This window comes from Erwinia mallotivora, from assembly GCF_000590885.1.
Classification (GTDB): Bacteria; Pseudomonadota; Gammaproteobacteria; order Enterobacterales; family Enterobacteriaceae; genus Erwinia; species Erwinia mallotivora.
This window is the reverse complement of the sequence record NZ_JFHN01000051.1, coordinates 24,088-37,015: the sequence shown is the minus strand read 5'-3', so window position 1 is coordinate 37,015 and position 12,928 is coordinate 24,088. Positions and strand designations below refer to the sequence as shown.

Sequence of the window (12,928 nt, the reverse complement as noted above, 5' to 3'; positions counted from 1 at the left end):
CAGCCAGATTCGGATAATTAAATTATTGTAGATACTCTGTGCGGGTCTTTATTTGTTATTTTCTAAAGGTCAGGGTGGCGTAGTATCAGGATTGTATGTCCAAGATTACTAGATAACCACCCTTAATTACTTTTCCAATTTTGCACTTAGGCAGTAAAAGTTGTGCTAATTCTTTAAATGTCTTGTTTAACATCAACTCTATTAGTTTCGTGAAAACTATAGTTATTCGATTATTTGAAGTCTTCTATTATTTTTTGGTTGTAATCTTCTAGGTATTTCTGTAATTCATTTCTGTCAATCAAACGTACTTTTGCTGATTCAGCAAGTTCTTTGGCCGAATTGGTGAAATATGAATTTGTTATAACCATTGCTTCGTCACATGAGTAAAATGCCTTAGCGGAGATAGCTTGTTGTACTGCTGAATTACCAACTGAGCCAGAATAATTTTTTGCCTGAATAACAATATTTTTATCGAAACGAGTGACAAATAGATCTGCACCTTGATCTTGAGTTCTCTTAGTTTCTTTAACATCGTATCCAAGAGTCTGGAATATCTTGACTAAGAAGTCTTCAAATTCAAAACCATTCATTGAATCAACTGAGTACATATTAACATATTTATCGGGATTGAAATGTTCAAGGCGTATAGCCAATCTTTCTACCAGTATGTCAAAATATATAGTTTCACAGATTGATATATACTTTCTAACATTATCAATTGAGATCAATGGTTTGCCCGGAGTGTTTTGTGCGTTCTCATTGAATTCTAATGCAGAGAAGGCTATGTTATTGCTCCAGACAAAGTATAGAAACAATGATAGATCAGATCTAAATGTCGTTCCTGCTTCTTCAATCCATGATTTTAAAGATTCTGTTAATGTAGGTTTGATATGTCTTTTGATCTCTTTCGCAAACCCGTTATATACAGCGTTAAATGATGTAGTAAGTAAAAGCTTGTCCAAAAGCATTGGCAGCTCTTCCAATTCATTAAACCCCTTTCGAACAAGTACTTCACGAAATAATACAAAATCAGAATAAGTGCTTTTGTCTTCCGATAAATCACTTTCTGATCGCTTATCATGTGAAAACTTTGTTGTGTAAATGAAATTAGTGAAATAAGGATCCTTAAACGTTGCATATTTATCTAAAACATTTTGCAAGAGACTATTGAGTTGGGACTGCTCTTTCTTTTTCCCGAACAAGTCTTTGATAATTCCTTTTGACTGATACTGAAATTCTGGATAAAAAGAGGGATTAAGAGGGATCATTTGTTCTGAGGTAATAGGGGTGGGCGTTTTTGTGCCCCATGAATTCGTTGCAGTTGGTACTCCGCCAGAACACCAGGGACAAATAATTTCGAAAGATGTCTTGCTGCATGAGTAACACTGATAAATCATTAGGCTATTTCCTTATATAATTATTAGGCTTAGTCATGATCTTTGGATCATAAAGTTGAGTTGCTATTCTTGTAGTAGAGTACAATGTTAAATGCAAATAATTATCATACTTTTAAATCATGGTAATGATTTAATGAATCATTTTCCAATCCTGATGAAAAGCTGTAGTTGCCACTTGCTGAAAGTTCAACATGCCTTCCCCACCACGCCATCATATCTCTTCGTTGCTCCAGGTATTGAGAACGGTTGTAAGCTCTTCTGACCTCATTAGTATCAATGTGTGCCAGTGCTGCTTCAATCACGTCAGGCTGAAACCCTTTCTCATTGAGAACAGTTGAGGCTATGGATCTCATACCATGCGCAACAAGGATATCTTTGAAGCCCATACGTTTCAGCGCCATGTTTGCCGTCTGACTGTTCATTGGTTCCAGTGGATTACGGTAGCCCGGAAAAACGTGTGGTCTATGTTTACTGATAGCCTTCATGATTTCTAATACGGCAAGTGCCTGGTCAGACAACGGAACAATATGCATACGTTTCATTTTCATGCGCCCGGCAGGAATGCGCCATTCCTTTGTCTCAAAATTGATCTCGTCCCACCGGGTCATTGCTGCTTCGGCTGGCCGCGTCATAGTAAGAAGCTGCCATTCAATCAGGCAACGCGTCTGTCTGCCAATACTCGCAAATGCGAGAGCCTTCATAAGTAGGGGGAGTTGTTCGGGTGCAAGGGCAGGGCGGTGCTTTACTGTCGGCTTATGGAAGGTTCTACTGATTCTCGCAGCAGGATTGAAAGTCACTAATCCTGAATTGAGGGCGTAGTCCATGACTTCATTGATACGCTGCGTAAGACGTTTAACTGTTTCCAGCCTTCCGGCTGAGTGAGTTGGTTCAAGCGCCCCAATGAATTGCTGAGCGGTGATTTTTGCGATAGGCAATGAGCCAATGTGTGGAAACACATACTTACTTAGAGAGCGCCAGATGTCGTTTAGCGTGTGCTGGGTTAGTCCGGCAGCTTCTTTAGTCTTGAACCATAATGCAGCAACCTTTTCGAATGTGTTTTCTGTTGCTTCTCTTTGTTGAAGTCTTTGCGCCTTCCTGTGCTCTTGCGGATCAATGTCCTGCTGCAGAAGTTTTCGGAAGTCTGTACGGAACTGGCGAGCTTCTAAGAGAGAGATTTCTGGGTAGGAACCGAAGCTGAGGATAGTGCGTTTGCTTGTAAAAGGTCTGTAGTAACGGAAGCGCCAGAGTTTTGAACCGGCTGGATTGATCTGAATTTCTAGTCCGTCTCCGTCATAGAGGACGATGGCACGTTCCGAACACTTAGCGTTTTTGATTTCAGTATTTGTAAGAGGTTTAGTCTGCCTTGCCACAAAAGCTCTCCATTTCAGTCCTTAGCAGTGATAGGCATATCGCTTTTCAAGCCAATGTATGACTAAGCCTAGAGATAGGCCTATCAATCGTGGATTTCAATGTAAGACTATGGACGTCACTAGACAATAAAAAGTACAGCGGATCATGTTAACCCACTGTACTTTCTAAATTTATAGTCTTGTCTGGACTTTGCCGGACAAAACGTTGGGGATATTGATGGTCGGCACGAGAGGATTTGAACCTCCGACCCCTGACACCCCATGACAGTGCGCTACCAGGCTGCGCTACGTGCCGACACAGGCTGCTAATACTACTGAAATCCGCGATGATTGCAAGCACCTAACATGTTGACTGCTATGAAATTAAGCAATTTCGCTATGTTTTATCTCAGTTCGCGATAAAACGCTTTTCTTCCGTCAGCACCTGTAACAGCAGCGCTAACTGTGGCTTGTGATCTTTCAGACGATGGCCTTCGCTGTCCCAGGCGGTGTAATTACCATTATTGTCCAGTACCAGCGTGACCTCAGGAGTGGTGATAACCAGCTGACGATTGTTGCTACTGGCAACCCAGTCATTGCGACGACGAGCGGCAAACAAATCCTCTCCCTGTGAATAGTCATAGCCCGGATTGCTTACATGGAGCAGGCGTTGCATCAGGGTAGCCATAACGTCCTGGTGGTCGCTCAGCTTATTAATCTGCTGTGCAGGGGTTCCAGGCCAGTGGACCACCAGCGGCACGCGGAGATTCGCACGATTTCCCATGCTGGTGTTGCCGTCCAGTGCCGTACCGTGTTGTGCGGTAATAACCACTACCGTGTTATCCAGTAATCCCTTGTTTTGCAGGCTGGCAAGCACGCTCTGAATCTGCTTATCCACATCAACCATATTCCGCTGATAATGTCGGAGATACTTTTCTGGCGTGTTGTCAGATTCATTTTTCCCTGAGAGGGAAAGATAGGAGAACCACGGCGATTTACTGTTTTTTTGTCCTTCAAGCCAGCTTTGCCACTGGGCGACAGTTTGCTCATCAGACTGACTTCTGGATGGCGGCAATGAGTAGTCAGCAAGAAGCGCCTGGCGGTAAAGTGGCGACGCAAACCCATCAGAAGCGAAAAGCCCGAACTGATATCCCTGCCTGCTTAACGCATCCATTAATGCAGAAGGCATCCTGGCCGACAGCACACCATCCATATAAGCGGGGGAGATACCATAAAACAGGCCGAACAAACCGCTGTCAGGCGTACTGCCTGCGCTGTAATGCTGCATAAAACTGACATTCTGACTGGCAAATTGCGCCAGCCCCGGCAGGTATTTCGGCAGCGTTGCTGCGTTGAGGCCTTCCACCGTTACTACCAGCAAATTACTGCGGGTTCCACCATCGCGAAAGGTAATGTTATTAAGCGGATAAGCGACAGATAGCGCTTCAGGATCACCCTGTTCAACCAGCCTGCGTTGATACTCCTGCTCATCCAGCAAACCATGTTTTTCAAGGAAGCGGCGTGCTGTCATCGGGTAGGAGAGCGGCAGATTAGAGCGTTGCATGGTAATTGGGCGGTAAAAGTTTGCATCGGCCCAGATATACATCACATGGCTGGTACAAAACGCCACAATAAACAGCACGGCCAACGGTTTACCGAAGCGGCGACGGTTCAGACTTCGTAACTTTTGCCAGCTCCAGGTAGCAAACAACATTTCTACCAGAAAAATGGCCGGAACGCTGATGAACATCAGTTGCCAGTCGCGGGCCAGCTCACTCTGATCGGGGTTGATAACCAGTTCCCACACCACCGGGTTAAGATGCAGATGGAAACGGTTAAAAACGGCACTGTCAACAAGAAGCAGCGTCAGGCCGGCGGTAGCAACTATCGCTGACAAAAAACGCAGCAATCGCTGGGACATGACGACAAAGGTGAGCGGAAAAATAATCAGTAAATAGGCCGCGAAAACAATAAAACTGAAATGCCCAATCCAACTGGTGAAAGCATAGATTCGCCCCGCCAGCGAGGCGGGCCAGTCGGAAACAAACAGATAGCGGCTACCCAAAATGAAGGCAAAAAGAATGTTAAAGAGGGCGAACCAATGCCCCCAGCCAATCATCTGAGATACTTTTTCACGGTAGCGCTGCTGATTTGTTACCATAACCGATTCAAAATTATTACGTTAATGGGCTTCATCTTCACTTACTGAAGCTTGCAGGGCATCAGCAAATGAACGTGCCAGCGTACGCCTCTGAGCGGGGGATACGCTGGTGTTAATTAAATTGGTAACCATATTTCCAAGAACCATCAGGGAAAGATCGGTTGGCGCTTTATCTTTTTCAAGAATATTGACCATGTCCGCGAGAAGTTTTTCCACGCGCTGATCGCTGTATCGGGATTGTTGTGGCATAGCAGTCGAATTTGCTGAGTATTAAAGGGCGTTATCCTACCGTAGATGTGCAATTTTTTCTGCACTTTTATCGCAAGACATTGGTTAATGTTGTTGTTGGTTGATTGCTGTGACGGCGAATGATTGAATACGCGCCTGAGTCACATTAAGGAGAGTTTACCATGAGTCTGGATATCGACCAGATTGCCCTGCATCAGATGATCAAGCGCGATGAACAGACGCTGGAGCTGGTGCTGCGCGAGTCATTGTTACCTGCGAACGGCCCGGTAACGGCAATGATGGAAGAGCTGCACCGCGTCTACAGTGCCAAAAGTAAGGCATATGGCCTGTTCAATGAAGACAGCGAGCTGGCTGAAGCATTGCGCAATTGCCGGAAAGGTCAGGATGATTTTCTGGCGTTCAGTCGGGCGGCTACCGGACGGCTACGTGATGAACTTGCCAAATATCCGTTCGCTGATGGCGGTATTGTGCTGTTCGGTCATTATCGTTATCTGGCGGTGGAATACCTGCTGGTTGCGGTGCTCAACAGCCAGAGCAGCATGCGCGTTAACGAAGAGCTTGATATCAGCAGCACCCATTATCTCGACCTCCATCATGCCGATATCGTTGCCCGTATCGATCTGACCGAGTGGGAAACGAATCCGGAATCCACCCGCTATCTGACCTTTTTACGTGGACGGGTAGGCCGAAAAGTGGCTGATTTTTTCATGGACTTTCTCGGGGCCAGCGTCGGGCTGGATACCAAAGCGCAAAACCGTGGATTATTACAGGCTGTCGATGATTACTGCGATCAGGCCAGTCTGGATAAGAACGAACGTCAGAACTATCGACAACAGGTTTACAGCTACTGTAATGAACAATTACAGGCAGGTGAAGAGATCGAACTGCAAGAGCTGTCGGGGGAGCTGGCCCCACTGGGAGAGAAAACCTTCCAGACTTTCACACAGGAGCAGGGCTACGAACTGGAAGAGCGTTTCCCGGCTGACCGGGGCACATTACGCCAGCTGACTAAATTTGCCGGCAGCGGCGGCGGTCTGACCCTCAATTTTGATGCCATGCTGCTGGGTGAGCGCATTTTCTGGGATGCGGCAACCGATACGCTGACAATTAAAGGCACACCCCCTAACCTGCGGGATCAGCTACAGCGTCGCAGCAGTGGTGGTTGAGCGCAAAAAAAACGCCGCATAACGCGGCGTTTTTTATGTTCCGGACGGGCTGTTAAGCGCGAACGAAGTCGATATGGTGCAGTTTTGGCTTGAACGGATGACGCTGTACAGCCTGCACTTTTACTTTAGTCTCTTTACCATTGACAACCAGAGTCAGAACTTCGCTGTAGAACTCAGGCTTGGCCTGCATGTTCATCACCGAGTCGTGGTCCAGTTCGATGGCAACAGCTGCATCTTTACCGCCATAAATGATGGCCGGGAATTTATTAGCTGTACGCAGGCGGCGGCTCGCACCCTTACCCTGCTCTTTACGTTCTTCTGCATTGATAGTGAACATTGTTCAGTCTCTTTAAGTAAGTATCCTGTCACAGGCGACCCAGCAACAGGTTAATGGTTCAGCTTCTGCGGTTGCAAAAGCGGGGCGCATTATAGCCTTACTCCGGGAAACGGGCAACGGCTATGTCGGTGTTTCTGTCTGCCAGCCGATGTCAGAAAAGTTCGTTGGCACGGCGATAGCGTCCCTGATAGTCGAAGACTTTTTCACGGATCTGCCAGTAGTGACGCTGTTTCCGGGCGACGATAAAGTCGGGATGGCGCAACAGGGGCTGAAGGGCAACAAGGTCCGCCGCATTTTTCCAGCTCATCGCCAGGCCCGGCGCACGCTGATGTGGACGCAGGAAAATATGCTCAAAGGCTTTGCGCTGAGCGGGGGTATTCAGGCGAAATCGCTCACTGACTTCTGTTGCATCCTCGTCATAGTAACGTGCCTTCAGCCACTCGCCTTTCTCATCAACGCCGCATTCAAGAACCATTGCTGCACAGCGTAAAACCAGCGCATCCTTTAGTTTCAGCGCGGCTTTCAGCATGTCGTCCGGGTCAACCAGTACCACCTCGCACTGGTGGCAACGGCGGGCGGCAATATCGTTTTCAGCGTGACAGTGTGGACAGCTTTTAAAGCGGAAGCGGAAATCGCATTGCTGGCGTTCACCTTCATCATCTTCCAGTATCCCCTGACAGCGACGGCCAAAGTGTTCAATTATCGTGCCGTCTTTGGTGGTTTTGCCCCAGAACGTGTTGGCAAAGCCGCAGGCCGGACAAAATACCTGCACCGGCTGATTATCACTTGTACCTTTGGGCGTGCCGACTTCCGGGGTAAAGATATCATGCGGGTTGCCGGCGTAATCCAGAATCAGGCAGTCGTGCTTACCAGGACAAAGCCGCAATCCGCGACCGACGATTTGCTGATAAAGGCTCACCGACTCGGTGGGGCGCAGAATGGCAATCAGATCAACATGCGGCGCATCAAAACCGGTGGTCAGCACGGCCACGTTGACCAGATAGCGTAGCTGACGGGCTTTAAACGCGGTAATCAGTGCATCGCGCTCACTGGCCGGGGTAGCTGCGGTAATTAACGCATTATCATCGGGCAGCAGACGCGCCACTTCTGCTGCGTGTTCAACAGTGGCGGCAAAAATCATCACCCCCTGGCGGTCCTGAGCAAACTCAACAATCTGTCGGATAATATGCGGCGTGATACGCTGTTGCTGGTGCAGTTCACGGTTAAGATCCGCCTCGCTGAACAGACCATTTTCTTTCGCAGTCAGACGACTGAAATCGTACTGCACTACCGGCATATCAAGTCTCTCTGGTGGCACCAGAAATCCATGTTTAATCATGTAACGCAGCGGCAGTTCATATATACAGTCGCGAAAGAGGGCGCGCTCATCGCCCCGGACCATACCGTGATAGTGAAACTGATAAATCCAGCCCTTGCCAAGACGAAAGGGGGTGGCGGTCAGACCGAGCAGGCGCAATTTCGGATTACGCAGGCGAAGATGGCTGATAATTTGCTGATACTGACTGTCATCAGCATCGCTGATGCGGTGGCATTCATCGACAATCAGTAACGTAAACTCGCTGTCAAACAGTGACAGGTTGCGTGCCACGGACTGGACGCTGCCAAACACCACTTTGCTGTGACTGTCGCGGCGCTGTAATCCGGCGGCAAAAATATCGGCTTTCAGGCCATAAGACTCATACTTGCTGTGATTCTGTGCGACCAGCTCTTTGACATGGGCCAGCACTAACACGCGCCCACGCGCAAGTCTTGCCAGCTCTGCAATCACCAGACTTTTCCCGGCCCCGGTGGGCAGAACAATCACCGCCGGATGGCTGGAGCGGCGGAAATGGCTGAGAGTGGCATCAACCGCTTCCTGCTGATAGGGGCGCAGTGTAAACGACATTAATTTTCAGAAGTTCCGCGAACAAAGCCGCATTATGTCACGAAAGCAACGATGATGCGTGCCCAACTCTGGGCCTCGAAGCGAACTCCCGATATACTGGCGGCCGAAATTGCAGGTTTTATATCATCACCAACCCGCCCTTTCTTCATCCGTACCCTGACAAGGGACGCCAGTTTCGTTTTTATTCAAACAGGCAGTACAGATTTAATGCGACTTGATAAATTTTTATCTCAGCAACTGGAAATCAGTCGGGCGATTGCAGGGCGTGAAATACGCGCCCGGAAAATCACCGTAGATGGCGAAGTCGTCCGGGACAGCGCCTTCAGGCTAAGCCCGGAAAACCAGGTGGAATATGACGGCACCTTGTTACAACTGCAACTGGGACCGCGCTACTTTATGTTGAATAAGCCACAGGGCTATGTCTGTTCAACTGATGATCCCGACCATCCGACCGTGCTCTATTTTCTTGCAGAAGCCGCCGCATACAAACTTCATGCGGCAGGCAGGCTGGATATTGATACCACCGGACTGGTACTGATGACCGATGATGGTCAGTGGTCGCACCGTATCACCTCCCCACGTCATCATTGTGAAAAGACCTATCTGGTTACCCTGGAATCACCGGTTGCCGATGATACGGCAGAAAAATTTGCTGCCGGCGTGCAACTCCATAATGAGAAAGAACTGACCAGACCGGCCATGCTGGAGAGGGTCAGCGACCTTCAGGTGCGCCTGACCATCAGCGAAGGCCGTTATCATCAGGTCAAACGGATGTTTGCTGCCGTTGGTAATCATGTCGTGGCTTTGCACCGGGAGCGCATCGGGGCGATTGAGCTGGACCCGGAACTGCAACCTGGTGAGTATCGTGCGCTGAGTGAGGAAGAGATCGCCAGCGTCGGTGTCGTGACGGGTAAAGCGAAAAACAAATGAAGGGTGAAAAAGTGCGTAAGGAAACGAACTCATCGCTGGGCCTGGTGGTTATTCTTGGTTTGCTGGCGATGTTAATGCCGTTGTCGATTGATATGTATCTGCCTGCATTGCCGCAGATTGCCAGGGAGTTTGGCGTACCGGCGGGTAGCGTACAGATGACGCTTAACATCTATATCCTGGGTTTTGCGCTTGGTCAGCTGGTCTATGGCCCGCTGGATGACAGCTTTGGACGTAAGCCGGTGATCACCGCCGGTACATTAGTTTTTGCCGTGGCGGCAGCGGCTTGTGCAATGGCGCAGACCATCGATCAGTTGATTTTTATGCGCCTGTTACATGGCTTGTCAGCCGCAGCCGGTAGCGTGGTGATCAGTGCGCTGATGCGCGATTGTTACTCGAAGGAAGAGTTTTCGCGCATGATGTCTTTTGTGATGCTGGTAACGACTATCGCGCCGCTGCTGGCACCGATTGTTGGTGGCTGGCTGCTGTTGCTGTCGAGCTGGCATGCTATTTTCTGGAGCATCTCTGTCGCCGCGCTGGTGACCACGGTGATGGTGGTAACACAGATCAAAGAGACATTACCGGTGGACAGACGCCAGAAATTTCAACTGCGCGTCACTCTCATCAATTTCCTTTCGTTGGTTCGCCACAAGCGCGTGTTCAGTTATATGCTGGCCAGCGGCTTCTCTTTTGCCGGTATGTTCTCTTTTCTTAATGCCGGGCCTTTTGTCTACATTGAGCTGAACCACATCTCACCACAGAACTTTGGTTATTATTTTGCGCTCAACGTGGTGTTTCTGTTCCTGATGACCCTGATCAACAGCCGATCGGTGCGCCGTTTTGGTCCGGTTGCGATGTTCCGTTTTGGTCTGCTGGTGCAGTTGACCATGGCGGTATGGCTGGTCGTGGTGAGTATGCTGAATCTGGGGTTTCTGCCACTGGTCTTTGGCGTGGCGATGTATATTGGCTGTGTTTCGATGGTTTCCTCAAACGCGATGGCAGTGATCCTTGAGGAATTCCCGCATATGGCGGGCACGGCATCGTCGCTGGCGGGAACCCTGCGCTTTGGGGTGGGGGCGCTGACAGGGGCATTGCTCTCCACCCTGACATTCAGCAGCGCATGGCCGATGGTCGGCTCTATCTTCGTTTGTGCCTCGTTCTCCGTAATCTTATTCATCTATGCCAGCAGGCCACATCAAGGTTCCCCACGATAACCTGCTGATTAAGCGGCGACAAAAGTGGCGCTGCTCAATCTGTCATTATTTTAAATGTTGCTATAATGTGAAAGTAACATTGCAGAAATATACCTTTGTGCAACAAAATGATTGTTATCACGTTGCTAACGCGGTAAATATAATGTTAAAACGAGAGTCAGCTCTCAAAAATCAGTGCTGAAGCGAATGCTGAATGCTGCGGCATCTGTCTGACCATATGATCTGAAGCCAGCCTGTCTGACTGAAATCCCGGCGCGGCCTGGGGGAGTGTGGATGAATACATTACAACATTCAGTGGTACACCGTTTGCCACAATCCTATCGCTGGGGCGGCGGAGCCGTGGGAGGCAGGGTAGAGCCGCTGTTATATAACAATCTTGCCACTGACGACGATTTGGTTGGCCTGACTCTGCTCAGCCATCAGGGCGCTCAGGCGTGGGAAGTGATGCAGATGATCAAGGATGCTCTGTTGGAAATCCAGCTTGATTGTTCTGTGGTGGAGTGGGAGGGTGAACCCTGTCTGTTTGTTGCCCGGCATCATGAGTGCGCTGCCACCTGCCGTTTAAAAAACTTTGGTGTTGGCATCGCTGAACCCTTCAGACATACCTCTGCCTGAACCCTCAACAGGCAGAGCGTTATTTATTCCAGAGTCAGCAATTGTTGTGTATAAGCCTGCCCGGGCGAGTTGAAAATGTGCCCGCATTCGCCCTGTTCAACCACTTCTCCCTGCCTCAGTACGACCACCTGGTGGCAAAGCGAACGTACAACCTGCAAATCATGACTGATAAAAATATAGGCCAGCCGGTGATCGTGCTGAAGTTTTTTCAGCAGGGACAAAATTTGTTTTTGTACTGAGCGATCAAGGGAAGAGGTGGGCTCATCAAGAATAATCAGCTGGGGTTGCAGGATCACGGCTCTGGCGATAGCCACACGCTGGCGCTGACCACCTGAAAACTCTGTCGGATAGCGATGGCGGGTTTCCGGGTCCAACCCCACTTCCTGCATTACGGCGATCACCTTCGCCTCACGTTGGGCGGCGGTCAGTTCAGGATGATGGACCAGTAAACCCTCTGCGATAATCTGCAATACCGTCAGTCGGGGATTCATTGACGAGTTGGGATCCTGAAATACCACCTGCATCTGACGTCGTAACGGCAACATCCTGCGGCGATCGCAGTGATGTAGCGGCTCCCCGGCAAACCAGATCTCTCCCTGTGAAGGAATCAGCCGTAACAAAGCCATCCCGGTGGTGCTTTTCCCCGATCCTGATTCACCCACCAGCCCCAGGCTTTCCCCCGGACGCAGCTGGAAGCTGATTGATTTCAGCGCGTGGTGGTAGCCGGTTGTACGCCGCATCAGACCCTGTCTGATCGGAAAAGAGACCGTAAGTTGATCCACGCGAAGCAAAGGAGGAGCCTGATTATCCGCAGGCTTAGGGCGGCCTTCAGGCTCGGCATCCAACAGTGCACGGGTGTAAACGTGTTGCGGAGCGCTGAACAGTTGCTGCTGGCTGTTGCTTTCCACTGCCTGACCATTGCGCATAACGGTGACGTTATCCGCCAGTCGACGCACAATATTCAGGTTGTGCGTGATAAACAGCAATCCCATATTCATCTCCTGCTTCAGCTCTTTCAGCAAAACCAGGATCTGGGCCTGTACCGTCACATCCAGGGCGGTCGTCGGTTCGTCTGCAATCAGCAGCTCAGGCTGGGTCAGCAGCGCCATGGCAATCATTACGCGCTGACGCTCACCACCGGAAAGCTGATGAGGAAAGGCATTCAGTCGTTTACTGGCCTGACGTATTCCCACCCGATCAAGACAGCTGAGCATTTCAGCCCGGGCTGCTTCTTTACGCATTCCCCGATGCAGGGACAGCACTTCATATAACTGTTTTTCAATGCTGTGCAGGGGATTTAACGAAACCATTGGCTCCTGAAAAATCATCGCCATGCGGTTGCCGCGCAGTCCCCGCAGCGTCTGCTCATCCGCCTTCAGCACATCCTGTCCGGCGAAGAGGATTTCGCCCTGTGGATAGATAACGGGCGGGGAAGGCAGCAGGCGCATCACCGACAATGCGGTAACGCTTTTTCCCGAGCCTGATTCGCCGACCAGCGCCAGTGTTTCACCGGCAGCAACGGAGAGAGAAAGGTTATCAACCACCGTGCGGGTGAGCTCTCCCTGACGGAAGGCGATGCTTAAATCTTTAATACTCAGTAACGACAT

At 49.6% G+C, this 12,928-nt stretch carries 11 protein-coding genes and 1 tRNA gene; 4 read left to right on the top strand and 8 right to left on the bottom strand.

From position 1 onward, the window contains the following. Positions 1-230 precede the first annotated feature (230 nt). The 5 genes from BG55_RS12035 to BG55_RS12015 form a co-directional block, all read right to left on the bottom strand. Complete coding sequence (locus tag BG55_RS12035; RefSeq protein ID WP_034937977.1) at positions 231-1,397, bottom strand: restriction endonuclease; 1,167 nt, start codon at positions 1,395-1,397, stop codon at positions 231-233. A gap of 104 nt (positions 1,398-1,501) precedes the next feature. Further along, positions 1,502-2,767 carry an integrase domain-containing protein gene (locus BG55_RS12030; RefSeq protein ID WP_052018814.1) on the bottom strand — a complete coding sequence of 422 codons (1,266 nt, stop codon included), beginning with the start codon at positions 2,765-2,767 and terminating at the stop codon, positions 1,502-1,504. A gap of 218 nt (positions 2,768-2,985) precedes the next feature. Next, positions 2,986-3,062: transfer RNA gene (locus BG55_RS12025), tRNA-Pro, on the bottom strand. 93 nt (positions 3,063-3,155) lie between these two features. Beyond that, the gene (gene yejM / locus BG55_RS12020; protein ID WP_034937975.1) at positions 3,156-4,907 is read right to left on the bottom strand and encodes an LPS biosynthesis-modulating metalloenzyme YejM; all 1,752 of its coding nucleotides are present in this window, start codon (positions 4,905-4,907) and stop codon (positions 3,156-3,158) included. A gap of 21 nt (positions 4,908-4,928) precedes the next feature. After that, positions 4,929-5,156: a YejL family protein gene (locus tag BG55_RS12015; protein WP_034937973.1), complete on the bottom strand. Its 228-nt coding sequence runs from the start codon at positions 5,154-5,156 to the stop codon at positions 4,929-4,931. 161 nt (positions 5,157-5,317) lie between these two features. On the opposite strand from BG55_RS12015, the gene yejK reads away from it, so the two are divergent. Continuing rightward, the gene (gene yejK, locus BG55_RS12010) at positions 5,318-6,322 is read left to right on the top strand and encodes a nucleoid-associated protein YejK (protein ID WP_034937972.1); all 1,005 of its coding nucleotides are present in this window, start codon (positions 5,318-5,320) and stop codon (positions 6,320-6,322) included. A gap of 52 nt (positions 6,323-6,374) precedes the next feature. On the opposite strand, the gene rplY is transcribed toward yejK, so the two are convergent. Together rplY and radD are read right to left on the bottom strand one after the other, a co-directional pair. Continuing rightward, positions 6,375-6,659, bottom strand: coding sequence for a 50S ribosomal protein L25 (gene rplY / locus BG55_RS12005; RefSeq protein WP_034937970.1), 285 nt, complete (start codon positions 6,657-6,659; stop codon positions 6,375-6,377). 151 nt (positions 6,660-6,810) lie between these two features. Continuing rightward, complete coding sequence (radD, locus tag BG55_RS12000) at positions 6,811-8,565, bottom strand: DNA repair helicase RadD (protein ID WP_034937969.1); 1,755 nt, start codon at positions 8,563-8,565, stop codon at positions 6,811-6,813. 207 nt (positions 8,566-8,772) lie between these two features. Between radD and rsuA the strand changes: the two genes are divergently transcribed. The 3 genes from rsuA to BG55_RS11985 all read left to right on the top strand — a co-directional run bounded on the left by rsuA (position 8,773) and on the right by BG55_RS11985 (position 11,321). Continuing rightward, the gene (gene rsuA / locus BG55_RS11995; RefSeq protein WP_034938054.1) at positions 8,773-9,495 is read left to right on the top strand and encodes a 16S rRNA pseudouridine(516) synthase RsuA; all 723 of its coding nucleotides are present in this window, start codon (positions 8,773-8,775) and stop codon (positions 9,493-9,495) included. A gap of 11 nt (positions 9,496-9,506) precedes the next feature. After that, positions 9,507-10,706 (top strand): Bcr/CflA family multidrug efflux MFS transporter, encoded by a 1,200-nt coding sequence (locus BG55_RS11990; protein WP_268745058.1) that lies wholly within the window; start codon positions 9,507-9,509, stop codon positions 10,704-10,706. A gap of 273 nt (positions 10,707-10,979) precedes the next feature. Next, the gene (locus BG55_RS11985; RefSeq protein WP_034937966.1) at positions 10,980-11,321 is read left to right on the top strand and encodes a YejG family protein; all 342 of its coding nucleotides are present in this window, start codon (positions 10,980-10,982) and stop codon (positions 11,319-11,321) included. A gap of 23 nt (positions 11,322-11,344) precedes the next feature. Here the strand turns inward: BG55_RS11985 and yejF are convergent, their stop codons facing one another. Then, the gene (gene yejF, locus BG55_RS11980; protein WP_034937963.1) at positions 11,345-12,928 is read right to left on the bottom strand and encodes a microcin C ABC transporter ATP-binding protein YejF; all 1,584 of its coding nucleotides are present in this window, start codon (positions 12,926-12,928) and stop codon (positions 11,345-11,347) included.

Coding starts and splice junctions, on each gene's coding strand:
- radD (WP_034937969.1), bottom strand. CDS start 8,565: ATGTCGTTTACACTGCGCCCCTATCAGCAGGAAGCGGTTGATGCCACT.
- rplY (WP_034937970.1), bottom strand. CDS start 6,659: ATGTTCACTATCAATGCAGAAGAACGTAAAGAGCAGGGTAAGGGTGCG.
- yejM (WP_034937975.1), bottom strand. CDS start 4,907: ATGGTAACAAATCAGCAGCGCTACCGTGAAAAAGTATCTCAGATGATT.
- yejK (WP_034937972.1), top strand. CDS start 5,318: ATGAGTCTGGATATCGACCAGATTGCCCTGCATCAGATGATCAAGCGC.
- BG55_RS12035 (WP_034937977.1), bottom strand. CDS start 1,397: ATGATTTATCAGTGTTACTCATGCAGCAAGACATCTTTCGAAATTATT.
- rsuA (WP_034938054.1), top strand. CDS start 8,773: ATGCGACTTGATAAATTTTTATCTCAGCAACTGGAAATCAGTCGGGCG.
- yejF (WP_034937963.1), bottom strand. CDS start 12,928: ATGTCGTTACTGAGTATTAAAGATTTAAGCATCGCCTTCCGTCAGGGA.
- BG55_RS12015 (WP_034937973.1), bottom strand. CDS start 5,156: ATGCCACAACAATCCCGATACAGCGATCAGCGCGTGGAAAAACTTCTC.
- BG55_RS11985 (WP_034937966.1), top strand. CDS start 10,980: ATGAATACATTACAACATTCAGTGGTACACCGTTTGCCACAATCCTAT.